This window comes from Streptomyces sp. NPDC017529 (assembly GCF_044329785.1).
Taxonomy (GTDB): Bacteria; Actinomycetota; Actinomycetes; order Streptomycetales; family Streptomycetaceae; genus Streptomyces.
This window is the reverse complement of sequence record NZ_JBIRJY010000004.1, coordinates 74,403-97,791: the sequence shown is the minus strand read 5'-3', so window position 1 is coordinate 97,791 and position 23,389 is coordinate 74,403. Positions and strand designations below refer to the sequence as shown.

Genomic DNA, 23,389 nt, shown 5'->3' with positions numbered 1-23,389 from the left:
TTGGACGGCCCGGGATTCCCTTATGCGGAAGGTGACTTGAGGCACGGGGGGTGACCCCGACCCCACTGTCTTCTCGTGGTCGGGCGCGGATGATCTCGTGGTGATCACCACACGGCTCAGAACAACGGCTGCTGCCCCGGGAACGGAGGCTCCTCCGGATCGAAGAGCCGCTCCGCCGGAGCCATCATGGGGGCGATCCGCCGCGATCCCGGGCACGAGATCAGTTCCAATACGGTGCGGCGTCCTGGCGGATCATGCCGGGCGAACCGGCCGCCGACGACGGCGATCTCGCGGCTGCAGATGGGGCAGGTGCGGCGGGGTGAAGACATGTAGCCAGTGTCTCCTGTGGGGCTGGATGCGATGCGCGCGGCTTTGCGCTTCGCGCGGGGTTGCGCTGGTTTGTGGTGGGGTCGGGGCCGCGTAGGGGGGTATCTCTCCCCCAGCCTCCGGCCGGGGGGAGAGTGCCCCCTGCGGGGCCCCGGCCCCGCCGCCCACCGGGCCTAACGCGCAAAACGCGCGCCAGCGCGCACCGCGCGCACCGCTCGAAGCGAAGGTTCCGTTTCCGTGTGTCTGGGAAACAACAGAAGGTGCGCAAAGGACATACCGTAGCCGCAGGGCTGATGGTGCTTGCCGTGACGGCCGGGTGCAAGACCGTAACGATCACTCCACCCGGCGGCGGCCCGTCACCACCGGTCCCTTCGGTGACGCAGCAGGACCACATCCCGGGGCGCGCGGACGCGTTCCCCGCGCCCGTGCCCACCAACGCGCCCCCCACCCGCCTCCACACCTCCAAAGCCGCGCACCGCCTGCCGAGGCCCGTCCTCCGGAAGGGGTCCCGCGGGCCGCGCGTACGCGAACTACAGGCGCGGTTGACCCAGTTGCGCCTGTTTCAGCGCAATCCCACCGGGTTCTACGGTTCGGTCACGGCCGCCGCGGTCGCGGCGCTCCAGCGTCAGCAGGGGCTGCCGCGCACCGGCAGTCTCGACCGTGCGTCCTGGGCGGCGTTGCGGGCTCTGACGCGTCCGCCGACGCGCGCCGAGATGTATCCGCCCACGAGCAGGCCGGTCGCCGAGCCCGATCCCCGCTGCCTGGCGGGGCGTGTGCTGTGCATCAGCAAGCGCAGCAACACGCTCGCGTGGATGGTGGACGGGCGGGTCCGGTCGGCGATGGACGTGCGTTTCGGCGCGCAGTACACGCCGACCCGGGAGGGCGAGTTCCGGATCATGTTCAAGAGCCGTCGGCATGTCTCGACGATCTACCACACGGCCATGCCGTACGCGATGTTCTTCAGTGGCGGTCAGGCCGTCCACTTCTCGGCCGACTTCGCGGCCCACGGTTACCGGGGCGCGTCCCACGGCTGTGTCAACGTGCGTGACCAGGCGAGGATCGCCGCTCTGTTCCATCAGGTCGTGAAGGGCGACAAGGTCGTCATCTACAAGTGAGCCGCCGCGGGAGCGGTGGAGGGTGGCGCGGGCAGGGCCGGGGGAACGTGCCCCACCCGCGCCGGGTGCGACGAGCCGTTGGTACGGGGGGAACCCCGGCTCGCGCGCAAGCCGATGACCAGTCGGCTTCACTACGTACTGCGCCGGTGGCCCGGAAAACGTCACACCCGAGCGACGAGGGGGGCTGCGGGGGCGCGGAACGGGCCCGGTGCGCCAGGTGCGCTTATGGGCGGGGCGTGTCCGCGGCCGTCGTCGTGGCCCTTGTCGCTGTGGCCCCGGCCGGGGCCGCCGCCCTGACCGTGGTGGCCGCGGCCGCCGTCGTCGCGGCCGTCCTCGTAGGTGCCGCCGCCCTGTGACAGGTACTGGCGGCAGAACGCGTGGATCTTGTCGGAGCCGCCCGCGGCGCGCTCCAGACGGCGCAGCGTGTCCTGGCCCAGGACGGAGCGCCTGCCGGACTCGTAGGTGCGGCAGAACGTGACGCCGATCCGGTGTCTCTCCTTGGCGTCCGGCTTTTCCTTCGGGTCGTCGCCGGTCTTCCCGCCGGAGGCGTCGGTGTCGCCGCCGGTCGCGTCACCGCCGGGGGTGCGCCGGCCGGGGCCGGGCGGCGGGGTGCTGCCGGTCTTGCCGTCGCTGCCCGCGTCGGTGGCCAGCGGGTCGGGCCGGTCCGTGCCGGGGGTGGCGTCCGGCATCCGGGAGGCGCCTTCGTCGGTCGTGCCGGTGCCGTCGGAGGCCGGCGGGCCCGGGGTTTCGGCGGCGGAGACGCTGGTGGCCGGATTGGGGCCGGTGCCGCTGCGGAAGGGGGTCGGCAGGACGCCGGCGCCCGCGGCCACGGCGACGCCGCCGAGCGCGCAGCCCGCGAGCGCGACCATGAAGCCGCGCCGGAGGGGGCGTCCGAAGCGGGTGCGCGCGGAGGCGCGCGGCCGGGTCCCCGCGCCGTCGCGTGCCTGCCGGAAGGCGGCGACGGCGGCTTCCTCGCCGGGGAGCGGTGTGTCCCCGGCCGTGTCCCGGCCCGCCGCGGCGGCGGCGTTCAGCAGGGCGGTGAGTTCCGCGGCGCCGGTGCCGGCCGGGGAACCGGCGGGGTCGCCGCGCAGCAGTCGCTCCGCGGCGTCCTCGTCGAGCCAGTGGTACCGGTCGTCGGCCATCACATGTCCTTCTGCGTTCGTGCGGCCGTTTCCGTCACACCCGGTACGTACGATTCCGCCGCGCCCTCACCCCGTCCGGTGCCCTGCTGGGGCACTCCGCCCGCCGTTCCGCCGCCGTCCGCGCCGCCGGCGCCGAGCAGGTCGGCCAGCCGTCGCAGTCCGCGGTGGGCGGCGGTCCGTACCGCTCCCGGCCGCTTGCCCAGTACGCCTGCCGCGCTCTTCGCGTCCAGGCCCACCACCACCCGCAGGACCACGGCCTCGGCCTGGTCCTGCGGCAGCCGTGAGATGAGCCGGAAGGTGCGGCCGGTACCGAGGGCTTCCATGGCCTCGTCGGCGGTGTCCGACCCGCCCGGTTTGTCGGCGAGTTCGGTTTCGTCGCCGCCGACCGCGGGGCGGCGTCCGCGCATCCGTATGTGGTCCAGGGCGCGGTTGCGGGCTATGCGTGCGGCCCAGCCCCGGAACCGGTCGGCGTCGCCGCTGAAGCGGGACAGGTCGCGGGTGATCTGCAGCCACGCCTCGGAGGCGACGTCCTCGGCGTCCGCTTCCCCCACCAAGGTCCGTACATATCCGATAAGCCGGGGATGTACGGCGCGGTAGACGGTACGGAACGCCGCCTCGTCACCACCCTGCGCCGCCTGTACGGCGACCGTCAGCCGGCCGTCGTCCGGCTGAGTGTCGTCCCCTCGCACGGGTCCATCCTGTCGCACGCGGAATGTCCGCCGCCCGGTCCTTGCCGATTCGCTGTTCCCGGACCTCACCGGTACCCCTGGTAACCCGTGTGTCCCCGCTGACGGTAACCCGGCCGACCGCGCACCGGGCACCCGGGCTGCCGCCCGCACCCGTGTGACGCTTTCGCGGCCCGCGGCGCTGTAGGGAACAGGGGCCCTTCACCGGGCCTCTCTGGAACGACGGCCGGGGCCTCTCCTGTGGGGGGTGGCGGCCCCGGTCGTCCCCTCCCTTCGCCGCGTCCGGCCCTGGCCGCTCAGACCTGGTCGGCCAGCTTTGTGAAGTCCTGCCAGGACAGGGCCGGATCGCGGCGATCCCAGACCTTCTGCGCCAGCGCGCGCAGCGGCATCCGGATGCCGTCGGCGACCTGCTGCTGCGTCTGCTCGCCGGCCTGGTCGCACCACACCGCCAGGCGCGCCCCGAGCACCCGGTCGGCTCCGGACAGTGATTCCGGTACGGCCTTGGTGCCGCGCAGCACCCCGGGCGTCCACTGGGTGTAGATACGCTCGCCGGTCGGGTACGGCATGTCGTTGGGCTCGCCGAGGACGTAGTAGAGGTACTCGTCGTTGAGGTTGACGACCTTGCGGTCCTCCCGGAGGTACTCGTCCGGTTCGCGTGCGCCGATCTCCTTGCCCGTCCAGTAGGCGACGGTGCGGGCGGAGTCCGGGGCGACGTCCGTGTCGCGGAAGTACCCGTCGTTCCAGGCCTCGACCTGCTTGGCACCGGCGGCGCGCACCGTCTTGTCGCGGTCGTTGAGCCAGCCGGTGGCCAGGTCCTCGATCGAGGCGCCGTCCCCGTACTTGTCCCGGGCCGCCTCGGCCAGGTCCGGGTAGTTCGACTTCGGGTCGCGGTCGGCGAGGGCCCGGTACTCGTCGCCCCCCAGGTGCCAGTGGTTGCCGGGGAAGAGCGGGGCGAACTCGCGCAGCAGGTCGTCCACGATCTCGGCGGCCCCCGGCTTCGAGATGTCCATCGCGCCGCGCCGGGTCCGGCCGTCGGCGGAGCGCAGCTGGAGGTCCGGGTGGGCGCGGAGCACGGCGCCGAGGTGGCCGGGCGAGTCGATCTCCGGGATGACGGTGACGTGCAGGCCGCGGGCGACGTCCACGAGGTGGCGCACCTGGTCCTTGGTCAGGTGGTCAGCGGAGACGATCTCGGGGTGCTTCTCGCTCTCGATGCGGAAGCCCTGGTCGTCGGAGAAGTGCAGCTGGAGCTGGTTGAGCTTGAGGCCGGCCAGGTCGCGGATGCGGTCCTCGATCCACTGCGCGTCGAAGTGCTTGCGCGCGATGTCCAGCATGAAGCCGCGCTGCGCGCGGTCGGGCCGGTCCTCGACGGTGCCTTCGGGGACGCCGCCGGAGGTTCGTACGGACTGCAGGACGGTGCGGGTGCCGTTGAAGACGCCGGCGTCGGTGGGGGCGGTGAGGGTGAGGCGGGTGCCGCGCGCTGTGAGGGTGTAGGCCTCGTCGGCGGTGTCGTACACGGGGGCGTTGTCGGTCCGCCGGGCGGCGTCCGCGCCGCCCGACAGGCGCAGCTCGACGTCGCCGGGCTGGACGGTCTGCTTGCCCCAGACCGTGCGCAGGCCGCCCAGCTCACGGGCGAACCGGCGCGCCTCGTCCGCTACCGGGCTCTTCTCTCCGTCGGGCACCACGACGCGGGCCTGCTTGGCCGGCCGCCAGCCGCGCCCGTCGGCCGCGCTGAACTTCTGCACGGCGGGCACGGTGCGCGGCGGGCCCTGCACCGGGTCCCAGGTGGGGGTGGGGACGGCGGAGACGGGGCTGGCGGGGCCGCCTCTCGGCGGGGATCCGTCGTGGGAACAGCCCGCGACGGCCAGTGCCGTGAGGGCGGCCGTCACGCCTGCCGTGACGGCCGTGGTCAGTTTTCCGGTCCTCATATACGCAAAACCTCCCTTTCCGGGGCGAAGGTATTGCCAGGTGACGGACGTCGCCGTCCACTACGCGCTCGAAAGCGTCCTCATCCGGGTGAAATTCGTGCATCCGCCGGACAGTGATCGACAGACGTCGTTACGGTGGCGTCTCATTCCGTTCGTCCCTCCCGGAGCCGACGGGCCCCGCCTGCCGGAACCGTGCGCTCCGGCCGCCCCGACCCAGCGTTCGCCGCCCCGAGGAGCCCAAGCTGTCCAGCGAGACCCCGGCCGCCGCGCCGACGCCGCTGCGCACTCCCCGGCCCGCCACACCCTCCCAGAAGCCCCGCCCCCTGCCGCCACCCCCTCCCGGCACCGGCGCCACCGGCCGCCCGACCGGCCTGGACCGCCTGAACGCCGCCTCCCCCGAGGCCGCCGAGGCCGTCCTGCTCGACTGCTGCGGCAGCCGCCGCTGGGCCCGCCGCCTGGCCGCGCACCGCCCGTACCCGGACCCTGACGCCCTGCTGGCCGCCGCCGACGAGGCCAGCTACGACCTGTCCCCCGGCGACCTGGACGAGGCGCTGGTCCGGGAGACCGTCTCGCCACGCCCGCTCGTCGGCGCGCGCGGCCCGGGCACCCTCGCGGCGCACACCGCGCTGCGCGCCGCGCACGCCGAGTACGAGCGCCAGTTCCGGCACGCCTTCGTCATCTGCCTGGACGGCTACCGCGACACCGAACTGCTGAACGCGGTGCTGTCCGGGATCCACGACCGGCTCGGCAACGAGCCCGAGGAGGAGCGGGCCATCGCGGCGGACGAGCTGCGCCGGCTCGCCCGCGGCCGGCTGGCCCGCCGCGCGGCCTGACGGCGCCCCGGCGCGCGGCCCCGGCGGTCCCGGGCCCGTACGCCCCCTACCCGGTGGCCCCCGTGGTCGTATAGGGCCGGTTCGTCCTCGTGTGATAGCCCGTACGTGCCTGTTTGATCACACCTGAGGACCCCGGCGGGAGGAACCGACAGTCCGTCGCTACGATGGCCAGGGCCGGTGGACCGTACCCGGCCGGGCCAGACCGACAGAGAAGCCGGCAGGCCCCAATCCCCGCTCCCGGAGGGTTTTTCCGTGCCGGCTGGAACGCTGTACCGCGGCCGGGAAGGCATGTGGTCCTGGGTGGCTCACCGAGTCACCGGCGTCCTCATTTTCTTCTTCCTGTTCGTGCACGTCCTCGACACCGCACTCGTCCGCGTCTCCCCCGAGGCCTATGACGACGTCGTTGCCACGTACAAGACGCCCCTCGTCAACGTGATGGAGTACGGCCTCGTGGCCGCCATCCTCTTCCACGCGCTCAACGGTCTCCGTGTGATCGCCGTGGACTTCTGGTCCAAGGGACCGAAGTACCAGAAGCAGCTGCTGTGGACCGTTGTCGGTGTGTGGGCCGTCCTGATGGCCGGCGCTTTCTACCCCGTGCTGCAGCACACGCTGCGCACGCTGTTCGGGAGCTGATGACGCGCGATGTCTGCTGAAACACAATCCCCCGCAGGTCCCGCTGTGAACGACTCCGTGTCCCTGTACGACGTGGACAACCCGGCTCCCGTGATCGAGCCGCCCCGCAAGCGTACGAAGAAGACGCCCAAGACCACCCGTACGAACTTCGAGATGTACGGCTGGCTCTTCATGCGCCTGTCCGGCATCGTGCTGGTCGTCCTGGTCCTGGGCCACCTGCTCATCCAGCTCGTGCTGGACGGCGGCGTCTCCAAGATCGGCTTCGCCTTCGTGGCCGGCCGCTGGGCCTCGCCGTTCTGGCAGATCTGGGACCTGGCGATGCTGTGGCTGGCGATGCTGCACGGCGCCAACGGCCTGCGCACGGTCATCAACGACTACGCGCAGCGGGACAACACCCGCTTCTGGCTGAAGATGCTGCTGTACACCGCCACGGTGTTCACCGTCCTTCTGGGCACGCTGGTGATCTTCACCTTCGACCCGAACATCCGCTAGGCCCCGGGGCTGAGGTAACCGACTCATGAAGATCCACAAGTACGACACGGTCATCGTCGGCGCCGGTGGCGCGGGCATGCGCGCGGCCATCGAGTCCACCAAGCGCAGCCGCACCGCGGTCCTGACGAAGCTGTACCCGACCCGCTCCCACACCGGCGCGGCCCAGGGCGGCATGGCCGCCGCCCTGGCCAACGTCGAGGAGGACAACTGGGAGTGGCACACCTTCGACACGATCAAGGGCGGCGACTACCTGGTCGACCAGGACGCCGCCGAGATCCTGGCGAAGGAGGCCATCGACTCCGTCCTGGACCTGGAGCGGATGGGCCTGCCGTTCAACCGCACCCCGAACGGCACGATCGACCAGCGCCGCTTCGGCGGCCACTCCCGCAACCACGGTGAGGCCCCGGTCCGCCGGTCCTGCTACGCCTCGGACCGCACCGGCCACATGATCCTCCAGACGCTGTACCAGAACTGCGTCAAGGAGGGCGTCGAGTTCTTCAACGAGTTCTACGTCCTGGACCTGCTGCTCCAGGACGTCGACGGCGTGAAGAAGTCGGCCGGCGTCGTCGCGTACGAGCTGGCCACCGGCGAGATCCACGTCTTCCAGGCGAAGGCCGTGATCTTCGCGTCCGGCGGCACCGGCAAGTTCTTCAAGGTGACCTCCAACGCGCACACCCTGACCGGTGACGGCCAGGCCGCCGCGTACCGGCGCGGGCTGCCGCTGGAGGACATGGAGTTCTTCCAGTTCCACCCGACCGGCATCTGGCGGATGGGCATCCTGCTGACGGAGGGCGCCCGCGGTGAGGGCGGCATCCTCCGCAACAAGGACGGCGAGCGCTTCATGGAGAAGTACGCGCCCGTCATGAAGGACCTCGCCTCGCGTGACGTCGTCTCGCGCTCCATCTACACGGAGATCCGCGAGGGCCGCGGCTGCGGTCCCGAGGGCGACCACGTCTACCTCGACCTCACCCACCTGCCGCCGGAGCAGCTGGACGCCAAGCTGCCCGACATCACCGAGTTCGCGCGCACCTACCTCGGCATCGAGCCCTACACGGACCCGATCCCGATCCAGCCGACCGCGCACTACGCGATGGGCGGCATCCCGACCAACGTCGAGGGCGAGGTGCTGGCCGACAACACCACCGTCGTGCCGGGCCTGTACGCCGCCGGCGAGGTCGCCTGCGTGTCCGTGCACGGCGCCAACCGCCTGGGCACCAACTCGCTGCTGGACATCAACGTCTTCGGGCGCCGGGCCGGCATCGCGGCGGCGGAGTACGCGGCCACCGCCGACTTCGTCGAGCTGCCGGAGGACCCGGCGAAGATGGTCCAGGAGCAGGTCGAGCGGCTGCGCTCGGCCTCGGGCAACGAGCGGGTCACCGAGATCCGCAAGGAGCTCCAGGAGACCATGGACGCCAACGTCATGGTGTTCCGCACCGAGCAGACGATCAAGACCGCGGTCGAGAAGATCGGCGAGCTGCGCGAGCGCTACCTGAACGTGTCCATCCAGGACAAGGGCAAGCGGTTCAACACCGACCTGCTGGAGGCCGTCGAGCTGGGCAACCTGCTCGACCTGGCCGAGGTGATGGCCGTGTCCGCGCTGGCCCGCAAGGAGTCCCGCGGCGGTCACTACCGCGAGGACTACCCCAACCGCGACGACGTCAACTTCATGCGGCACACCATGGCGTACCGCGAGGTGGCGGCAGACGGCTCCGAGTCGATCCGGCTCGACTACAAGCCGGTCGTCCAGACCCGCTACCAGCCGATGGAGCGTAAGTACTGATGAGCACCTCCACCCTCGAAAAGCACTCCAAGGCCCTGGACGCGGCCGAGGACGGCGCCTCGCACACCATCACCATCACGCTGCGGATCCGCCGGTTCAACCCGGAGGTCTCCGAGGACGCCACCTGGCAGGACTTCCAGCTGGAGATGGACCCCAAGGAGCGCGTCCTGGACGCCCTCCACAAGGTCAAGTGGGAGCAGGACGGCACGCTGACCTTCCGCCGTTCCTGCGCGCACGGCATCTGCGGCTCCGACGCCATGCGGATCAACGGCAAGAACCGCCTGGCGTGCAAGACGCTGCTGAAGGACATCAACCCGGAGAAGCCCATCACGGTCGAGGCCATCAAGGGCCTGACGGTCCTCAAGGACCTCGTGGTGGACATGGAGCCGTTCTTCCAGGCGTACCGGGACGTGATGCCGTTCCTGATCACCACCGGCAACGAGCCGACGCGCGAGCGCCTGCAGACCGCCGAGGACCGCGAGCGCTTCGACGACACCACCAAGTGCATCCTGTGCGCCGCGTGCACGTCCTCGTGCCCGGTGTTCTGGAACGACGGCCAGTACTTCGGCCCGGCGGCGATCGTCAACGCGCACCGCTTCATCTTCGACAGCCGTGACGAGGGCGGCGAGCAGCGGCTCGAAATCCTCAACGACAAGGACGGCGTCTGGCGCTGCCGTACGACCTTCAACTGCACGGACGCCTGCCCGCGCGGTATCGAGGTCACCAAGGCGATCCAGGAGGTCAAGCGCGCGCTGATCACGCGTCGCTTCTAATCCCGGGGCAGTCCCTAGAACCTGGTTCCGGTCAGCGACCCGAACCTGGTCTGGAAGCCGCGAAGGGCTCCGCTTCCGTACGTACGGAAGCGGAGCCCTTCGGCATGTCCGGGCCGGTCGTGCCCGGCCCGCCCCGCCCCGGCGAGCGGCGCCGCCGGGTAGACGAGGACCGGCGGCAGCTCGGTGTCGGCCAGGGTCACCGGGTCGGTGCAGAAGTACGACGGCACGAGCAGCAGGCCCCGTCCCTCCAGGCACAGGTCGCCGTCGCGCGGGTAGGCCACCTCCAGGACGGGGCGCCGCCAGCGCATCGCGGGCCCGAAGGTGCGCAGCATGGCCTCGGCGCCCTCCTGGCGCAGCGCGTGCTGCCGCAGCGTGCGGTCGGCCTCGACGCGCCGCCCGATCAGCGGCCAGCCGGGGCCGAGGGCGGTGTGGTGATAAGTGCGCAGGCTCCGGGCGAGTGCGCGCAGGGCGGCCGGCTCACCGTCGGCGAGGGAGCGCATCCAGGAGTGCGGGGCGGCGTGCTGCCCGTGCCCGGAGCGCTACGCCTGCCCGGCCAGCAGGCCGATCTCGGTGCGCAGGCGGTGCCGGGGCGTCGTCATCACCGCTTCCAGGCCCGGTTCCACACCGGCCGAACCGGCCACCGGGGTCAGGAAGTCGGGGAAGTAGCCGCGCGGCGGGACGAGCGGCAGCAGCCTCCGCAAGGGGCCGGGGCCGTGGCGTGCGGCGTGCTGCCGCCAGGCGGACAGGGCCGGTTCGGTGCGGCTGTCCCGCAGCCGGTGCAAGCTCAGCACGGTTTCCCACAGGGGGTCGGCCCCCTCGGCGATCCGTGTCCGGTTCAGGTCCTCTGCCGTGAAGTGCACACGTAACACAACAATCCCCCGATGCTGTGACCGCACCACTGTTCCCCCGAACAGCGGTGCACCGAGGATCCGGCTCGGGTGCCGCTCGCGCAAGCCGTACGCGCCGTTGAGCCCAAATTTGTTCAATGAGAAAGGAATGAGAGAACATCCGCGCAGGTCAGGAGGCCGAACGCAGCGACAGCTGCGCCAACGCCCGTCCTTGGCCCCGCCGTTGGCGCATGACGTGCGCGTAACGCGCCAACGCCTCGCGCCGGTGCGCCAGTTCGGCGATCTCCGCGTCCAGCCGGGCCATCTGCCGCTCCAGCACGCTGCACGACAGGTCGCAGAAGACCAGCCCCGGGCCGCCCTGCGCGCAGGGCAGCAAGTGGCGGATGGCGTCGGCGCTCAGGCCGGTGGCGAGGAGTTCGCGGATACGGGCGACGGTGTCCAGCGCGTCCGGACCGTAGCGGCGGTAGCCGTTGGCGTCGCGGTCCGCGCGTAGCAGGCCCTGCTGCTCGTAGTAGCGCAGCGAGCGGGCGCTGGCTCCGGAGCGCTCGGGCAACTTGACCTTCACACCGATGTCAGGGGTCAACCTGTCGCACATGACGAAGATTCCCGCGGTCGCCCCGCGCCTTCCCGCCCTGTCCACCTCCGTCACCCCCGCCCAGCCCGGCACCACCCCGGCCGCCCGCGGCATCCTGCTCGCACACGGCGCGACCGGCAGCATCGCCGGCAACTACGCCGACCTCGTCCCCGCACTGGCGGCCACCGGCCACACGGTCGTCGCGCCCGACTACCCTGGCTCCGGCGACACGCCGCGCGCCGACGGCCCCCTGGAGCTGGACGGCCTCGCCGACGCCCTCGTGGCCGAGGCCGTGGCGGCGGGCGTCGAGACCTTCACCCTGATCGGCTTCTCCCTCGGTACCGCGGTGGCCGTACGGGCCGCGACACGGCACCCGGAGCGGGTCCGCGGCCTCGTCCTGACCGCCGGACTCGCCAAGCCCGACCACCGCGCGAACATCTGGCTCGACCTGTGGCTGCGCCTGCTGGAGCGCGGCGACTACGCCGGCTTCGCACAGGCCCGCGCGCTCAGCGGCCTCTCCCCCGAGGCCGTGAACGCCATGTCGCCGGCCGAACTGGCCGTCGTGCTCGACGACAGCCCCGACGGGCCGCCGGCCGGCTCGGCGGAGCAGTCCGCGCTGGTCAAGGAGGTGGACACCACCGGCGACCTGGCCGCGATAGCCGTACCGACGCTGGTCATCGCCGCCACGCTGGACCAGCTGATCCACCCGTCGAACTCGCGCTACCTGGCCGACCACATCCCGGGAGCCGAGTACGCGGAGATCGCCACCGGGCACGTGCCGATGGCGGAGCGGCCGGAGGAGTGGCAGGGCCTGATCCTGAAGTTCCTGGCCGAGCGGGAGCTGTAGGGGGCCACGCCGGGGCCGGTATTAGGGTCGGTGGCGTGGACGAAACGACGAGGGCGGGTGCGGGCGGGGCACGCGGCCCGGCGGACGGCGGAGCGCGTGGTCCGGCGGACGGCGGCGCGGACCGGGGCGCGGTGGCCGGCCGTACGGCGGGCCACGCGCCCGAACGGAGCCCGCACGGCTCCCGGACCCGCACCCTCATCCTCGAAACCGCCCTCCGCCTCTTCCAGGAACGCGGTTACGACAAGACCACCATGCGGGCCATCGCCCAGGAGGCCGGCGTCTCGGTCGGCAACGCGTACTACTACTTCGCCTCCAAGGAGCACCTGATCCAGGGCTTCTACGACCGCATCACCGCGGAGCACGCGGCGGCCGTGGCGGACGTACTGGAACGCGAGCGGGACCTGGCGGGCCGGCTGCGCGGCGTGCTGACGGCCTGGCTCGACATCGCCGAGCCGTACCACCGGTTCGCCGCCCAGTTCTTCAAGAACGCCGCCGACCCCGACAGCCCGCTCAGCCCGTTCTCGGACGCCTCCGAAGGCCCGCGCGAGGCCGCCATCGCCCTGCACCGGCAGGTCCTGGCCGGCGCGGACACCAAGGCCGACCCGGAACTGGCCGAACGGCTCCCCCAGTTGCTCTGGCTCCAGCACATGGGCCTGATCCTGTACTGGGTGCACGACCGCTCGGAGCACCGCGAACGCAGCCGCCGCCTGGTCGAACGCACCTCTCCCCTGGTCGCCCGCGCGGTCGCCGCCTCCCGCTTCCGGGTGCTGCGCCCGCTCGTGCGGGAAGTCACCGACGTACTCGCCGAATTCGTCTTCCCCGCGGCCGCGGGCGCGGCAACCCGCCCCGCCCGCTCGTGAGCCCGGGATCCGTACACGGCGCGGCACCACAGCCGCCGCGCCGCTCACCCTCAGCTCGCCGCCGCCTCGAAAACCTTGTCCAGGAACGCGTCAAGATTCATCACCATGCGAGCGATACGGTCCTCCAACGGCAGGGTTTCCTCATGCCGCCCGGCGAGTTCGGACTTCTTCTTCCCGCGCACGTACAGCGAGCACGCCAGATCGGCGCAGATGTACGTACCGACGGTATTCCCCTGCCGCCCCAGCACTCCGGCCTTCCGCGCGGCGAGCAGGCTCACCCCGGATCCCGGATGCCCGGTCATACACAGCGAACACACGGTCGTCTTGGTGAAACTCCGCCGCACCCCCTGCGGCACCCGCAACGTCACCCCGACGATCCCGCCCTCCCGGGGCGCCACCAGATAACTCCGGTCCGGCGCCCCCGGATCCCGCCACCCAAGAAAGTCCAGATCCCCCCACGGCACCCCGGAAAGCCCCACCGGAAGATTGATCCGGCTCGCCTCCCCCTTCGAACAATTCACGAAGGAGGCGCGTATCTCTTTTTCACCCAACGGATCCATGACTGTGGAAACTAACAAAGGGGGTGGGTGGGTGTCGCTTGAATTATGGGAGGGGGCGGGCTTCAGCGCCAGGCCTGCGGGCCGGTGTTGCCGCGGCGGCGTACGAGGACGACGACGAGCACGACGAGTCCGACCAGCAGGATCACTCCCACTGCCCCGCCCCCGTAGAGCAGCATCTTCTTCCCGCCGATCGGCGGGTCGGGGTCCTGTCCCTTGTCGGCGCCCGCGACCACCGCGTCCTTCGACGCCTTGCCCTGCGGCATGGGCAGCGGGCCCTCGGCGGGTCCGGCGGGAATGTCGCGGGTCAGCGCGGCCAGGGGCTGGATGAAGCCGTAGCCGTAGTGAACGTCGGGCAGCTTGAGGTTCTCGGCCTTCTGCCGCTTCGCCAGGCCGGCGGTCTTCACCAGGCGGTTGGCGATCTGGCCCGGGGTGAGGTCGGGGTACTTCTCGCGCAGCAGGGCTGCCGTGGCCGAGGCGTAGGCGGTGGCCATCGAGGTGCCGTCGGCGGTGAAGTAGCCCGTGTCGCTCGTGCCGTTCGGGTACGGGATCTTCACGCCGGGTGCCAGGACGTCGACCGACTTGTTGTAGTTGCCGCCGTCCCAGGCCTTGCCGAACTCGTCCACGGCTCCGACGCCGATGGCGCCGGGGCAGCCGGCCGGGATGCGGGTGTCCGGCAGGGCGTCGTTGCCGACACCGGCGAGGACGACGACGCCCTTCTCGACCGCGTAGTGGATGGACTCGCACATGTCGGGAGTGTTGTCGTCCGCGACGAACGACATGTTGATCACCTGGGCGCCGTGGTCCACGGCGTAGCGGGTCGCCTCCGGGGCGCTCTTGTCGGCCGTCAACGGCAGGATCTTCGCGCCCGGTGCCAGCCCCTTGACGCCCTGGCTGCCGCCCGGCCCGTGGCCGCGCCCCGCGATGAGCCCCGCCATGCCGGTGCCGTGGTCGCGGATGTCCTGCCCCGGAGACGCGGTCTCCTTCTTCTGGTCCGCGGAGGCGTTGGGGAAGTCCTTGCCGGGCAGAAGGGCACCGGCCAGGTCCTGGTGCGTCGTACGGAAGCCGGAGTCGATGACGGCGACGGTGACGCCCTTGCCGGTGGCCTGCTTCCAGATGCTCTGTACGTCGTACGCCTGGAACGGCCACAGCCCGGACCGTACCTGGTCCGCCGAAGCCGGCCCGGCCGCGGTGAGGAGCAGCGCTCCGGTCAGCGCGGCACCGGCGGCCGCGCGCAGGGTTCGGGTGACCTTCATGCCTTGATCCTCACTACTTCCGTCGGAAGTGCCCCGCACCGAGCGTGCGGGGCACCTCTTCGTACCACTTCATAGAGCCGGCGCCGACGGTACGTACATCCCTACTCGATCACGCGAGGGGCCACGTTGCGCTGCGGCGTCCAGGTCTCCTCGTCCTCGACCAGGTAGTCGGGGCGCTCCTTCTTGGTCCGGTCCTTGTCCTTCGCGCGGTTGTTCGCGGCGGCTGCCCCCGGGGCGCCCGCCTGTGTGCCACCACGGCTGCGGTGCAGACCGCCGCCACCCTGCTTGGCGCCGCCTCCCGAACCGCCCGGAGCTCCGACGACTCCACCGCGCGTACGGGCCGGGGAGCCGCCCCGGCCGGCGGCGCCACGTCCCGCGCCGCCGCCCACGGCACCGCCGCCCATGCCGCCGGGCGTGCCGGTACGTCCGGCGCCCGCGCCGCCGCCCTTGGTGCCGCCCAGTACGCCGCCCCGGCCGCCGGGGTTGGAACGCGCGCCACCGCCGCCCGGACCGCCCGTCCTGCCGTACGGGACGGGCGCGATGAAGCCGCCTGACGGGCCGCCGGTGGACGTGCCGCCACCCAGGCCGCTGACGGGACCGCCGCTGCCGCCACCGCCGGTGATGCCGGGGCCCACCGGGGTGATGGTGCCGCCCTGGAGGCCGTCCAGACCGGTGCGTACGGGCTCGTGCGTCGGCTGGATGTTCATGCCGCCACCGATGCCGTCGTAACCGCTGCCCTTGGCCGAACCGTGCGGGGTGACGGAGGAGGGCTTGGGCCGGGGGCCGCCGGGGACCGGCATGTTGACGGGCGGGGCCGGCGGGTAGACACCGGGCTCCGTCGGCCAGTCGGATCCCTTGCCGGGCGGCGGGCCGGGCGGGTCGCTGACCTTGCCGCTCTGCAGCCGGTAGTGGTTGGCCAGCTCCTCCATGACGATGACCGCCTCGACCTGGCGCTCCTTGCTCAGGGAGAGCTTGTCGCGGTTGGCCTCCAGCGCCATCCTGGCGTCCATCTTCGGGTTCGCCATGTCCCGGTGGAACTGGGAGTCGTCACCCGAGGAGTTGAAGGCGCTCTCCATCTTGCCCGGGTCCTCGATCCCGGACATCGTCTTCTTCGCCTGGCGCAGGTTGTGCGCGATACCGGACTCCGGTCCCGACGACCGGGTACCGATCAGCATCGACTCGACGTTGCGGGCGTGTCCGTAGGTCCGGTCGATCTTCTTGAGGACCTGTGCCGCCTCACGCCGGAACGCGTCGGCGGCCTTGCCCTCCCAGTGGGCCGTGGCGTGGTCGACGGCGTCCATGAACGCCTTGCGGATGCCGCCGTTGCCGTCCTGGCCGGCCAGCCGGTCGGCGGACGCGCGCCAGTGGTCGCCGGAGGTCTCCAGCGCCCCCGGGTCGGCGTGCTCGATCATCGCCCGCAGGGCGTTCAGCCCGTGGTGATGGAAGTCCGACTTCGAAACCGGAATGGGCTTGTAGGAATCGAACTGCTTGAGGTTCTCTTTCCGGTGCTTCTCGTCGATCTGCTTGGCGTACGCCTTGGTGCCCTCGGCATCCATCTGGCCACCGGCCATGACCTTCCCCCTCGGTCGTCGTTCTCTCGGTTCTCGTACTGCCGGGACCTCAGCCGTTCATCGACGTACGGGCTTCCTGTTCCCGGTCCTCGTACGCCCCGCGACTGCGATCGGCCTTCTCGCCGAATTCCCGGATGAGATCCTGGAGCGCGTCGACGACCTGCGTCATGTAGTTCTGCATCTTGTCGTGCGCCGTGCCGAGATCCGAGGCCTCCTGGAAATTGGAGCCGAAGGCGGACTTCGGAATGCTCGTGCTGTATTTGACCTTCTGGCTCGGTTCGTCCATGTCGCCCTGCAAGCCCTTGAGCTTGCGTACGACACTGTCCAGTTCGTGCAGATCGACCCGGTACTGCTCGCCCATCGAAGTCCTTCCCCGTTACCCCGCACCGCCGCCGCGCGGGTCCGCCACACCCGGTACCGCAAGGCGGTCCGGCTGGCGCGCGCAGAGCAATGCAAAGAGTGTAAAAAGTAGGGGCAGCAGAGGGTGGACCGCAAGATCAGAAGTCATGATTTGCCCGATTGCACACCAAATGTCGTCGACATTTGCGGCTGCATTGCTGCAACGCAACCCATCCACCCCGTGGCACACCACAACTCACCCGCGATGCATGCCCGTTCCAGGGCCTCTCTGACACGCACCGGCCCACAATCGTCGCACCGTATTCGGCACCACCGCGGACGAGGCGTCACGGAATTTCACCGCGCAAGTGGCGCGCCACGTGTGAGATAGCGCACGAGCGGTGGGGTGGGAAGGGGTGACGGGCGGGGGTCAGGGGGTTGGGGTGGGGGTGGGGTTGCGGAGGGCTCGTACGCCGCGGAACCCGATCACACCGATTGCCGTCCCCAAGAGAAAGGACGTCACCGCGAGCGCGAGGTGCACCCAGAAGTAGGCGGTCGGGTCACCCGCGTCGTCGAAGGCGAGGCCGCTCCCGTCCTTCCACAGGTTTTTGGCGAAAGTGATCCAGATGAACCAGCTCCATACCCCGAAGGCGAGCAGGAACCAGGCGACGGGGCGCGAGAGCTTCATGGAATCCAGTATGGACAGCGGCTCCATACGGCGGTCGGCCGGGGCACTCTTCCGTGGGGTGCCGGACGGGTCCGGCGCGGCGGAGGGTACGTTCACCGACGTGCCGACCACTCCTGCCGTTCATCCGACCGCCGCGACGCCCGGGGCCGTATCCGGGCCCGTATCCGGTGACACCGCCGCCGCGCGTGCCGCGGTCCGTCCCTTCGCCGCGCGGCCCGCTTTCACCCGTACGGCCGCGGCCCTGGCCGGCACCGCCGTCCTGCTGCCGCCGCTTCTCCTGGCCGCTCCCGCGCACGCCGACGAGAAGCCGACGGACGGCAAGGGCGGGCAGCACGCGCCGAAGGCCCCGGTGCCGCCCGCGGAGATGTCGAAGGTCGGTGGCGGGCGGCTGGCCCAGGCCGGTACGCAGGTGCAGCTCAAGCCGGGGGCGCCCAAGCTGCCGGAGGGCCTGACGGCGCGCTCCTGGATCGTCTCGGACGCCGAGAGCGGCAAGGTGCTGGCGGCGCACAACGCGCACTGGCAGCTGCCGCCGGCGAGCACGTTGAAGATGCTGTTCGCCGACACGGTGCTGCCGAAGTTCCCCAAGGACCAGAAGTACACGGTCAAGCCGGCCGACCTGGCGGGCATGGGCGACGGCAGCAGCCTGGTGGGGATAAAGGAGAATTTGAGTTATACGGTTCACGACCTTTGGCTGGGGGTTTTTCTGCGCTCCGGGAATGACGCTGTTCACACGCTGTCCGCGATGAATGGTGGTACGGCCAAGACCGTGCAGGAGATGCAGAAGCAGGCCGAGGCGCTGAACGCGACGGACACGCATGTGGTGACGCCGGACGGCTACGACGCGCCGGGTCAGGTGTCGAGCGCGTACGACCTGAGTCTGTTCGCCCGCGCGGGGCTGCAGAACGCGGACTTCCGGGAGTACTGCTCCACGGTGAGCGCGCAGTTCCCGGGTGAGATGAAGGACGGAAAGCGCGGGTCGTTCGGTATCCAGAACACCAACCGGCTGCTCAGCGGGGATTACGACGTCAAGCCCTACCCGGGCATAGCGGGTGTGAAGAACGGTTCCACCACCAATGCCGGTTCGACGTTCACCGGGGTCGCCCAGCGCGGCGAGCGCAAGCTGCTCGTCACGGTCATGAACCCGGAGAAGAAGGAGCACAACGAGGCGTACAAGGAGACGGCCAAGCTGTTCGACTGGGGTTTCGCGGCGGCGGACAAGGTCGAGCCGGTCGGCCGGCTGGTCGGGCCCAGGAGCGAGGAGGGCGACGCGCGGGCCGGCGGCGCCAAGCTGGACGGCGACAAGGCGAAGGCCGGTCTTGAGGACTCGTCCGGCGGGTCGGGGGGCGCCTGGACCGCGGCGGCGATCGCGGGCGGCGTGCTGGTCGTGCTGGGCGGGCTGGCGTTCGCGGTGCACCGGCGCTGGCCGCTCCCCGAGCTGATGCGCCGCCGCCGGGGGTAGGCGCAGGTAAGGGGCGGAGCGCTTATGCGCCCGCCCCCTTGTCGCTGTTGCGGCCGTCCGGCTTCTTGCTGCCGCCCTCCGCCCCGTCGTCGCAGTCCAGCGACTTGCGGGACGACTCCGGATCGCAGCGTTCGGTCGCCGTCCAGGCGGCGCAGAACACCACCAGCTTCGCGGTGAAGTTGATCCACAGGAGCAGTGCGATGGGGGTGCCGAAGGCGCCGTACATGCTCTTCGCGGCGACGCCCTTGAGGTAGCCGCTGAGGAGGAGCTTGAGGAGTTCGAAGCCGATGGCGCCGATGAAGCCGGCGATGACGACGGCGCGGCGGGGCGGGTGGACGCCGGGCAGCTTGGTCAGGACGTAGGCGAGCAGCAGGAAGTCGGCGAGTACGGCGATGCAGAAGCCGGCGGCGGTCAGCAGGACGCTGCCCACGCCGCCTTCCGCCAGGCCGAGCGCGTCGGCCGCCTTGCCCACGGCCGCGGTGGCGAAGCCGGAGCAGGCCAGCGAGAGCAGGGCGATGCCGCCGAGGCCGAGCAGCAGGCCGACGTCCTTGAGTTTGGCGACGAAGATGTTGGTGTCCTCGTCGTCCTTCTCCCAGACGGCGCGCAGGCAGTCGCGCAGCGACTCGACCCAGCCGGCGCCGGTGAACAGCAGGGCCACGGCGGCGATGGCGCCGACGGTGGCGGCGTTCTCGACGAGTCCGCCGAAGTCGAGCTGGCCGGAGATGCCGGGGATCTGTTCCGCGATCTTCTTCTGCAGGTCGTGCAGTTGCTGCTCGCTGAGCAGCGCGGCGCCGATCGCGGCGGCCACCGTCATCAGCGGGAAGATCGCCACGAAGCTGGTGAAGGTGATCGCGGCGGCCAGCCGGGTCCAGTGCACGGCCTGCATGCGCTCGTACGCCCGCCACAGGTGCGTGGTCATCAGCCAGGACACGGCCGGGCCGAGGACCGGCAGCTTGCTCAACCATTCCATGCGCCACGCCTACCCTTCGTCAGCCTTCGACACCATCTGAACAGGTATGTCGCCCGCGTGGCGGAAGACTAGCGTCCGCGTACCCCAGAAACGCAGGCAGGTCGCCAGCGCCATGCCGACGCCCGCGCCCGAGACGGTGTCGGCGCGCGCGGAGGTGAGGCCGAGGAGGTGGTGCGAGACGCCCAGGCAGGTCAGCTGAACGAGGGCGCCGGCGAGGTTCACGGCGAGGAAGACGGCGTAGCGGCGGACGCGTGCGCGGGTGTGGGGGCGGGGGCGGGCGCCGTGCCCCGTGGGCGGGTGCGGTGCCGGGCGGGTCCGGGTGCGGTAGGTGCCGATCGCGTTCCCGGCGTACGCGACCGTGCAGCCGGCCAGGAAGGAGAGGGACTTGGCGGTGAACGGGTCGAGGCCGCACCCGCCGCGCAGCCAGACGAAGAGCGCCAGGTCGGCGGCGTACGCGAGGCTGCCGGCCACCGCGAAGCCGAGTACTTCCGGGGCGAGGGCGCGCAGCCGCTCCGGCAGCCGGGGGCGGGGGGCGGGGGCCATCGGGGCGGCGTTCGCCTCGCTCATACGTCCGCGACGGCCATCGCGTACAGCCCGGTCCAGGCCAGCCCGATGACGGCCAGCGGGCGGTCCCGCAGCACGACGTCCTCCGGCGCGCCCGCGGCGCCCCGGTCGGCGAAGACCGCGTAGCGCAGGACGGCGAGGATGAACGGGATCATGGACAGCTGGCGCCACGGGAGCACGCTCGCGGCCGTGCCACCGCTCTCCAGCGCCCACAGGCAGTACGCGAGGACGGCGCCGCCGGCCGCCAGCTGCCACACGAAGCGCAGGTAGCCGTCGCTGTACTCGCGCAGCAGCGGCCGTGTCTCGCCCTTGTCCTCGCGCCGCTCCCCCGCCACCCGCAGCGCTTCGGAGTAGCGCTTGGCGGCGACCATGAACAGCGCGCCGAAGCCCGCGGTGATCAGGAACCAGCGGGACAGCGGGATGCCGAGCGCGGGGCCGCCGGCCAGCGCCCGCATCAGGAAGCCGGTGGTGACCACGGCGAGGTCGACGACCAGGACGTTCTTCAGGCTGACGCAGTAGGCGAGCTGCATGAGGAGGTACGCGCAGAGCAGGGCGGCGGTGGCCGGGTTGCAGAGCACGGCGGCGGAGGCGGGCGCGAGGACGGCGAGCAGGCCGCCGACGGCGTAGGCGACCGGTACGGGGACCTCGCCCGCGGCGACCGGGCGGCGGCGCTTGTCGGGGTGTGCCCGGTCGGCCTCGGCGTCGCGCGCGTCGTTGACGAGGTAGACGGCGGCCGCGGCGGCGGTGAACAGGACGAACAGCACCGGGAGTCGGATGAGCGTGGGCCGCAGGAAGAGGTCGCCGGCGGCGGCTGGGGCGGCGGCCACGAGAACGTTCTTGACCCACTGGCGCGGGCGGGCGGTGCGCAGCAGGCCGAGGGGCAGCACGAGCGCGCGGGCGCGCAGGCCGACGGGCGCCGCGGGGGCCATGCCGGGGCCGGGCGGCGACTCCTCCAGGACGGCGGTGCGTTCAGTCACGGCCACCGCCTGTCCGGGAGCCGGCGGCACGGCCGCCGCCGAGGGACGCCGTGAGCGCCCCCAGCGCCGCGCCCGCCGCCACGTCCGACGGATAGTGCACCCCCGCCACCAGCCGCGACAGGCACATCGCCGCGGCCGGCACGGGCAGTGCCGCGCCCGCGGGCCGCAGCGCGCCCAGCGCGACGGCGGCCGCGGTGGCGGAGGCGGCGTGAGCGCTCGGGAAGGAGTGCGCGCTCGCGGTGCGTACGAGCGGTGCGGGACCGGGGAGCCGGGGGCGGGGGCGGCGGACCACGCGCTTGAGGCCGACGCTCAGCAGGTGGGCGGCGAGGGCCAGGGCCGTGCCGCGGAGCCAGGCGGCGCGCCGGGGCCGGTCGGCCGCGGCGCCCGCCAGCCCGGCGGCGAGCCAGAGCGCTCCGTGCTCGCCGCCGTGCGAGAGGGCGCGGGTGGCGGCGGCCACGCGCGCGTCGGTACCGCAGGCGCGCAGTGCGGCGAGCAGGCGGTGGTCCATCTCTTCCGGGGACAGCGGGGTCACCTCGATCCGGTCCGCGTGCGAGCCCGCCGGGCGGGCCGCCCGCTTCGTCGCGACCCGCCCGGCGCCTATCCCTCAAGCCCCCGGGTGTGTCCGCGGGGCTCCTCACCGACTCTCGGGCGCACCGCCCGCCCTGTCGCCGTGATTAGCCCATCCACCCCATTAATCACTCTTTTCGGCGGGTAGCGGCGCAAGAGCCCCATTCAACGCAAAGGCCGCACTACGGTCACTGGCATGTCGTCGCCCGCCGGCCCGGCCGGCTTCCGTACCGCCTCCGTCACCGGCTGGGGCCGCACCGCCCCCACCACCGCGCGGCTGGTCCGCCCCGGCTCGTACGAGGAGGCCGCCGCCGCGGTACGGGAGTGCGGGCCGCGCGGCGGCATCGCCCGGGGACTCGGGCGCGCCTACGGGGACGCCGCGCAGAACGCGGGCGGCGCGGTGTGGGAGATGACGGGACTGGACCGCATCCGCTCCATCGACGCCGAGGCGGGCGTCGTGGTGTGCGACGCGGGCGTCAGCCTGCACCGGCTGATGGAGGTGCTGCTGCCGCTGGGCTGGTTCGTGCCGGTCACGCCGGGCACGCGGTACGTGACGGTCGGCGGCGCGATCGGCGCGGACATCCACGGCAAGAACCACCACGTGAGCGGCTCCTTCGCCCGGCACGTGCGGTCCTTCGAACTCCTCACGGCGGACGGCGGGGTGCGCACCGTACGGCCCGGTACGGACCTCTTCGACGCGACCACCGGGGGCATGGGGCTGACCGGGGTGATCCTCGCCGCGACGGTCCGGCTCGTGCCCGTACGGACGTCGTTGATGACGGTGGACACCGAACGCGCGGCCGACCTGGACGACTTGCTGGCGCGGCTGTCCGCCGGCGACCACCGCTACCGCTACTCGGTGGCCTGGGTGGACCTTCTCGCGCGCGGCGCGGCGACCGGCCGCGCGGTGCTGACCCGCGGCGACCACGCCCCGCCGGAGGCCCTGCACGCGCGCGCCCGCCGTGCCCCGCTGGCCTTCCGCCCCCGGCGGCTGCCGCCGGCCCCCCGCGGCCTGCCCGAGGGGCTGCTCGGGCGCCGGTCCGCCGGCCTGTTCAACGCGTGCTGGTACCGCAAGGCGCCCCGCCGCAGGACCGGCGAGCTGCAGAAGATCTCCGCGTTCTTCCATCCGCTGGACGGGGTGCCGCACTGGAACCGCGTCTACGGGCGCGGCGGCTTCGTGCAGTACCAGTTCGTGGTCGGGCACGGGGAGGAGGCGACGCTGCGGCACGTCGTGGAGCGCGTCGCGGCGCGCGGCTGCCCGTCGTTCCTGGCCGTCCTCAAGCGGTTCGGCGCGGGCGGCCCCGGCTGGCTGTCGTTCCCCGCCGAGGGCTGGACGCTGGCCCTGGACGTGCCGGCCGGGCTGCCCGGTCTCGGCGCGTTCCTCGACGAGCTGGACGAGGCGGTGGCGGCGGCGGGCGGCCGGGTCTACCTGGCCAAGGACGCCCGGCTGCGGCCGGAGCTGGTCGACGCGATGTACCCGCGCGCGGACGCGTTCCGCGCGCTGCGCGCCCGCCTCGACCCGCGCGGGGTGTTCACCTCGGACCTCTCCCGGCGCCTGGCCCTGTGACCAGGCATTTCCTCCCCTTTCCCGCTCTCGCAAGGACAC

Annotated in this window: 26 protein-coding genes; 10 read left to right on the top strand and 16 right to left on the bottom strand. The window is 71.9% G+C overall.

The window, feature by feature from the left end; translation table 11 throughout:
* Window positions 1-116: 116 nt before the first annotated feature.
* Window positions 117-329 (bottom strand): hypothetical protein, encoded by a 213-nt coding sequence (locus ACH4K4_RS11105; RefSeq protein ID WP_398166458.1) that lies wholly within the window; start codon window positions 327-329, stop codon window positions 117-119.
* 291 nt (window positions 330-620) lie between these two features.
* Here ACH4K4_RS11105 and ACH4K4_RS11100 point away from each other — a divergent pair, with 291 nt between their 5' ends.
* Complete coding sequence (locus ACH4K4_RS11100; RefSeq protein WP_398166457.1) at window positions 621-1,442, top strand: L,D-transpeptidase family protein; 822 nt, start codon at window positions 621-623, stop codon at window positions 1,440-1,442.
* Between the two features lie 161 nt (window positions 1,443-1,603).
* Here the strand turns inward: ACH4K4_RS11100 and ACH4K4_RS11095 are convergent, their stop codons facing one another.
* The 3 genes from ACH4K4_RS11095 to ACH4K4_RS11085 form a co-directional block, all read right to left on the bottom strand.
* Window positions 1,604-2,584 (bottom strand): hypothetical protein, encoded by a 981-nt coding sequence (locus tag ACH4K4_RS11095; RefSeq protein ID WP_398166455.1) that lies wholly within the window; start codon window positions 2,582-2,584, stop codon window positions 1,604-1,606.
* Window positions 2,584-3,273 carry an RNA polymerase sigma factor gene (locus ACH4K4_RS11090; protein WP_398166453.1) on the bottom strand — a complete coding sequence of 230 codons (690 nt, stop codon included), beginning with the start codon at window positions 3,271-3,273 and terminating at the stop codon, window positions 2,584-2,586. The genes ACH4K4_RS11095 and ACH4K4_RS11090 overlap by 1 nt, the downstream gene beginning before the upstream one ends.
* A gap of 293 nt (window positions 3,274-3,566) precedes the next feature.
* On the bottom strand, window positions 3,567-5,195 hold the full coding sequence (locus ACH4K4_RS11085) for a glycoside hydrolase family 20 protein (RefSeq protein WP_398166451.1): 1,629 nt from the start codon (window positions 5,193-5,195) through the stop codon (window positions 3,567-3,569).
* A gap of 113 nt (window positions 5,196-5,308) precedes the next feature.
* Here ACH4K4_RS11085 and ACH4K4_RS11080 point away from each other — a divergent pair, with 113 nt between their 5' ends.
* The 5 genes from ACH4K4_RS11080 (at window position 5,309) to ACH4K4_RS11060 (ending at window position 9,706) form a co-directional block, all read left to right on the top strand.
* Window positions 5,309-6,028, top strand: coding sequence for a 2-oxo-4-hydroxy-4-carboxy-5-ureidoimidazoline decarboxylase (locus ACH4K4_RS11080; RefSeq protein WP_398166449.1), 720 nt, complete (start codon window positions 5,309-5,311; stop codon window positions 6,026-6,028).
* A 252-nt stretch (window positions 6,029-6,280) separates the two neighbouring features.
* The gene (gene sdhC / locus ACH4K4_RS11075) at window positions 6,281-6,661 is read left to right on the top strand and encodes a succinate dehydrogenase, cytochrome b556 subunit (protein ID WP_003985924.1); all 381 of its coding nucleotides are present in this window, start codon (window positions 6,281-6,283) and stop codon (window positions 6,659-6,661) included.
* Between the two features lie 9 nt (window positions 6,662-6,670).
* A complete protein-coding gene (locus ACH4K4_RS11070; protein WP_398166447.1) occupies window positions 6,671-7,153 on the top strand; it encodes a succinate dehydrogenase hydrophobic membrane anchor subunit in 483 nt (160 codons plus the stop codon).
* Between the two features lie 25 nt (window positions 7,154-7,178).
* On the top strand, window positions 7,179-8,933 hold the full coding sequence (gene sdhA, locus ACH4K4_RS11065) for a succinate dehydrogenase flavoprotein subunit (RefSeq protein WP_030676862.1): 1,755 nt from the start codon (window positions 7,179-7,181) through the stop codon (window positions 8,931-8,933).
* Window positions 8,933-9,706 carry a succinate dehydrogenase iron-sulfur subunit gene (locus tag ACH4K4_RS11060; protein ID WP_398166446.1) on the top strand — a complete coding sequence of 258 codons (774 nt, stop codon included), beginning with the start codon at window positions 8,933-8,935 and terminating at the stop codon, window positions 9,704-9,706. Before sdhA ends, ACH4K4_RS11060 begins: the two co-directional genes overlap by 1 nt.
* 14 nt (window positions 9,707-9,720) lie before the next feature.
* Here ACH4K4_RS11060 and ACH4K4_RS11055 read toward each other — a convergent pair whose 3' ends face one another.
* From ACH4K4_RS11055 to ACH4K4_RS11045, 3 genes are all read right to left on the bottom strand, one after another.
* Complete coding sequence (locus ACH4K4_RS11055; RefSeq protein WP_398166444.1) at window positions 9,721-10,206, bottom strand: hypothetical protein; 486 nt, start codon at window positions 10,204-10,206, stop codon at window positions 9,721-9,723.
* A gap of 39 nt (window positions 10,207-10,245) precedes the next feature.
* On the bottom strand, window positions 10,246-10,566 hold the full coding sequence (locus tag ACH4K4_RS11050) for a hypothetical protein (protein ID WP_398166442.1): 321 nt from the start codon (window positions 10,564-10,566) through the stop codon (window positions 10,246-10,248).
* A 157-nt stretch (window positions 10,567-10,723) separates the two neighbouring features.
* Window positions 10,724-11,149: a MerR family transcriptional regulator gene (locus ACH4K4_RS11045; RefSeq protein ID WP_398166440.1), complete on the bottom strand. Its 426-nt coding sequence runs from the start codon at window positions 11,147-11,149 to the stop codon at window positions 10,724-10,726.
* Here ACH4K4_RS11045 and ACH4K4_RS11040 point away from each other — a divergent pair.
* Window positions 11,148-11,975 carry an alpha/beta fold hydrolase gene (locus ACH4K4_RS11040; RefSeq protein WP_398166439.1) on the top strand — a complete coding sequence of 276 codons (828 nt, stop codon included), beginning with the start codon at window positions 11,148-11,150 and terminating at the stop codon, window positions 11,973-11,975. The genes ACH4K4_RS11045 and ACH4K4_RS11040 overlap by 2 nt on opposite strands.
* A 131-nt stretch (window positions 11,976-12,106) precedes the next feature.
* Window positions 12,107-12,835 (top strand): TetR family transcriptional regulator, encoded by a 729-nt coding sequence (locus ACH4K4_RS11035; protein WP_398167165.1) that lies wholly within the window; start codon window positions 12,107-12,109, stop codon window positions 12,833-12,835.
* Between the two features lie 50 nt (window positions 12,836-12,885).
* Here the strand turns inward: ACH4K4_RS11035 and ACH4K4_RS11030 are convergent, their stop codons facing one another.
* From ACH4K4_RS11030 to ACH4K4_RS11010, 5 genes are all read right to left on the bottom strand, one after another.
* On the bottom strand, window positions 12,886-13,395 hold the full coding sequence (locus ACH4K4_RS11030; RefSeq protein ID WP_398166438.1) for an FBP domain-containing protein: 510 nt from the start codon (window positions 13,393-13,395) through the stop codon (window positions 12,886-12,888).
* Between the two features lie 62 nt (window positions 13,396-13,457).
* The gene (locus ACH4K4_RS11025; protein ID WP_398166436.1) at window positions 13,458-14,648 is read right to left on the bottom strand and encodes a S8 family serine peptidase; all 1,191 of its coding nucleotides are present in this window, start codon (window positions 14,646-14,648) and stop codon (window positions 13,458-13,460) included.
* Window positions 14,649-14,749: 101 nt separating this feature from the next.
* Window positions 14,750-16,219, bottom strand: a complete 1,470-nt coding sequence (locus ACH4K4_RS11020; RefSeq protein ID WP_398166435.1) for a WXG100 family type VII secretion target — start codon at window positions 16,217-16,219, stop codon at window positions 14,750-14,752.
* Between the two features lie 49 nt (window positions 16,220-16,268).
* Window positions 16,269-16,580, bottom strand: a complete 312-nt coding sequence (locus tag ACH4K4_RS11015; protein WP_398166434.1) for a hypothetical protein — start codon at window positions 16,578-16,580, stop codon at window positions 16,269-16,271.
* 408 nt (window positions 16,581-16,988) lie between these two features.
* Complete coding sequence (locus ACH4K4_RS11010; RefSeq protein ID WP_360136385.1) at window positions 16,989-17,246, bottom strand: SCO4848 family membrane protein; 258 nt, start codon at window positions 17,244-17,246, stop codon at window positions 16,989-16,991.
* On the opposite strand from ACH4K4_RS11010, the gene ACH4K4_RS11005 reads away from it, so the two are divergent.
* Window positions 17,245-18,705 (top strand): D-alanyl-D-alanine carboxypeptidase, encoded by a 1,461-nt coding sequence (locus tag ACH4K4_RS11005; RefSeq protein ID WP_398166432.1) that lies wholly within the window; start codon window positions 17,245-17,247, stop codon window positions 18,703-18,705. The two genes, ACH4K4_RS11010 and ACH4K4_RS11005, sit on opposite strands and share 2 nt — an antisense overlap.
* Window positions 18,706-18,727: 22 nt before the next feature.
* Here ACH4K4_RS11005 and ACH4K4_RS11000 read toward each other — a convergent pair whose 3' ends face one another.
* The 4 genes from ACH4K4_RS11000 to ACH4K4_RS10985 are packed head-to-tail and all read right to left on the bottom strand — an operon-like array spanning window position 18,728 to window position 21,724.
* Entirely contained in the window at window positions 18,728-19,675 is a 948-nt protein-coding gene (locus ACH4K4_RS11000) for a YihY/virulence factor BrkB family protein (RefSeq protein WP_398166431.1), read from the bottom strand.
* Window positions 19,676-19,684: 9 nt separating this feature from the next.
* Entirely contained in the window at window positions 19,685-20,218 is a 534-nt protein-coding gene (locus ACH4K4_RS10995) for a GtrA family protein (RefSeq protein WP_398167163.1), read from the bottom strand.
* A gap of 20 nt (window positions 20,219-20,238) precedes the next feature.
* Window positions 20,239-21,216, bottom strand: coding sequence for a decaprenyl-phosphate phosphoribosyltransferase (locus ACH4K4_RS10990; RefSeq protein ID WP_398166429.1), 978 nt, complete (start codon window positions 21,214-21,216; stop codon window positions 20,239-20,241).
* Window positions 21,209-21,724 carry a phosphatase PAP2 family protein gene (locus tag ACH4K4_RS10985; protein WP_398167161.1) on the bottom strand — a complete coding sequence of 172 codons (516 nt, stop codon included), beginning with the start codon at window positions 21,722-21,724 and terminating at the stop codon, window positions 21,209-21,211. Before ACH4K4_RS10985 ends, ACH4K4_RS10990 begins: the two co-directional genes overlap by 8 nt.
* A 255-nt stretch (window positions 21,725-21,979) precedes the next feature.
* Here ACH4K4_RS10985 and ACH4K4_RS10980 point away from each other — a divergent pair, with 255 nt between their 5' ends.
* Window positions 21,980-23,350, top strand: a complete 1,371-nt coding sequence (locus ACH4K4_RS10980) for an FAD-binding protein (protein WP_398166427.1) — start codon at window positions 21,980-21,982, stop codon at window positions 23,348-23,350.
* The last annotated feature ends 39 nt before the right edge of the window (window positions 23,351-23,389 follow it).

Bases quoted from the DNA above. Each gene is read 5' to 3' on its own strand.
- ACH4K4_RS11095 (WP_398166455.1), bottom strand. From the start codon at position 2,584: ATGGCCGACGACCGGTACCACTGGCTCGACGAGGACGCCGCGGAGCGA.
- ACH4K4_RS11060 (WP_398166446.1), top strand. From the start codon at position 8,933: ATGAGCACCTCCACCCTCGAAAAGCACTCCAAGGCCCTGGACGCGGCC.
- ACH4K4_RS11040 (WP_398166439.1), top strand. From the start codon at position 11,148: ATGACGAAGATTCCCGCGGTCGCCCCGCGCCTTCCCGCCCTGTCCACC.
- ACH4K4_RS11030 (WP_398166438.1), bottom strand. From the start codon at position 13,395: ATGGATCCGTTGGGTGAAAAAGAGATACGCGCCTCCTTCGTGAATTGT.
- ACH4K4_RS10995 (WP_398167163.1), bottom strand. From the start codon at position 20,218: ATGGCCCCCGCCCCCCGCCCCCGGCTGCCGGAGCGGCTGCGCGCCCTC.
- ACH4K4_RS11010 (WP_360136385.1), bottom strand. From the start codon at position 17,246: ATGAAGCTCTCGCGCCCCGTCGCCTGGTTCCTGCTCGCCTTCGGGGTA.
- ACH4K4_RS11045 (WP_398166440.1), bottom strand. From the start codon at position 11,149: ATGTGCGACAGGTTGACCCCTGACATCGGTGTGAAGGTCAAGTTGCCC.
- ACH4K4_RS11005 (WP_398166432.1), top strand. From the start codon at position 17,245: ATGGAATCCAGTATGGACAGCGGCTCCATACGGCGGTCGGCCGGGGCA.
- ACH4K4_RS11085 (WP_398166451.1), bottom strand. From the start codon at position 5,195: ATGAGGACCGGAAAACTGACCACGGCCGTCACGGCAGGCGTGACGGCC.
- ACH4K4_RS11055 (WP_398166444.1), bottom strand. From the start codon at position 10,206: ATGCGCTCCCTCGCCGACGGTGAGCCGGCCGCCCTGCGCGCACTCGCC.
- ACH4K4_RS11000 (WP_398166431.1), bottom strand. From the start codon at position 19,675: ATGGAATGGTTGAGCAAGCTGCCGGTCCTCGGCCCGGCCGTGTCCTGG.
- ACH4K4_RS11070 (WP_398166447.1), top strand. From the start codon at position 6,671: ATGTCTGCTGAAACACAATCCCCCGCAGGTCCCGCTGTGAACGACTCC.
- ACH4K4_RS11015 (WP_398166434.1), bottom strand. From the start codon at position 16,580: ATGGGCGAGCAGTACCGGGTCGATCTGCACGAACTGGACAGTGTCGTA.
- ACH4K4_RS10985 (WP_398167161.1), bottom strand. From the start codon at position 21,724: ATGGACCACCGCCTGCTCGCCGCACTGCGCGCCTGCGGTACCGACGCG.
- ACH4K4_RS11020 (WP_398166435.1), bottom strand. From the start codon at position 16,219: ATGGCCGGTGGCCAGATGGATGCCGAGGGCACCAAGGCGTACGCCAAG.
- ACH4K4_RS11105 (WP_398166458.1), bottom strand. From the start codon at position 329: ATGTCTTCACCCCGCCGCACCTGCCCCATCTGCAGCCGCGAGATCGCC.
- ACH4K4_RS11025 (WP_398166436.1), bottom strand. From the start codon at position 14,648: ATGAAGGTCACCCGAACCCTGCGCGCGGCCGCCGGTGCCGCGCTGACC.
- ACH4K4_RS11100 (WP_398166457.1), top strand. From the start codon at position 621: ATGGTGCTTGCCGTGACGGCCGGGTGCAAGACCGTAACGATCACTCCA.
- ACH4K4_RS10980 (WP_398166427.1), top strand. From the start codon at position 21,980: ATGTCGTCGCCCGCCGGCCCGGCCGGCTTCCGTACCGCCTCCGTCACC.
- sdhA (WP_030676862.1), top strand. From the start codon at position 7,179: ATGAAGATCCACAAGTACGACACGGTCATCGTCGGCGCCGGTGGCGCG.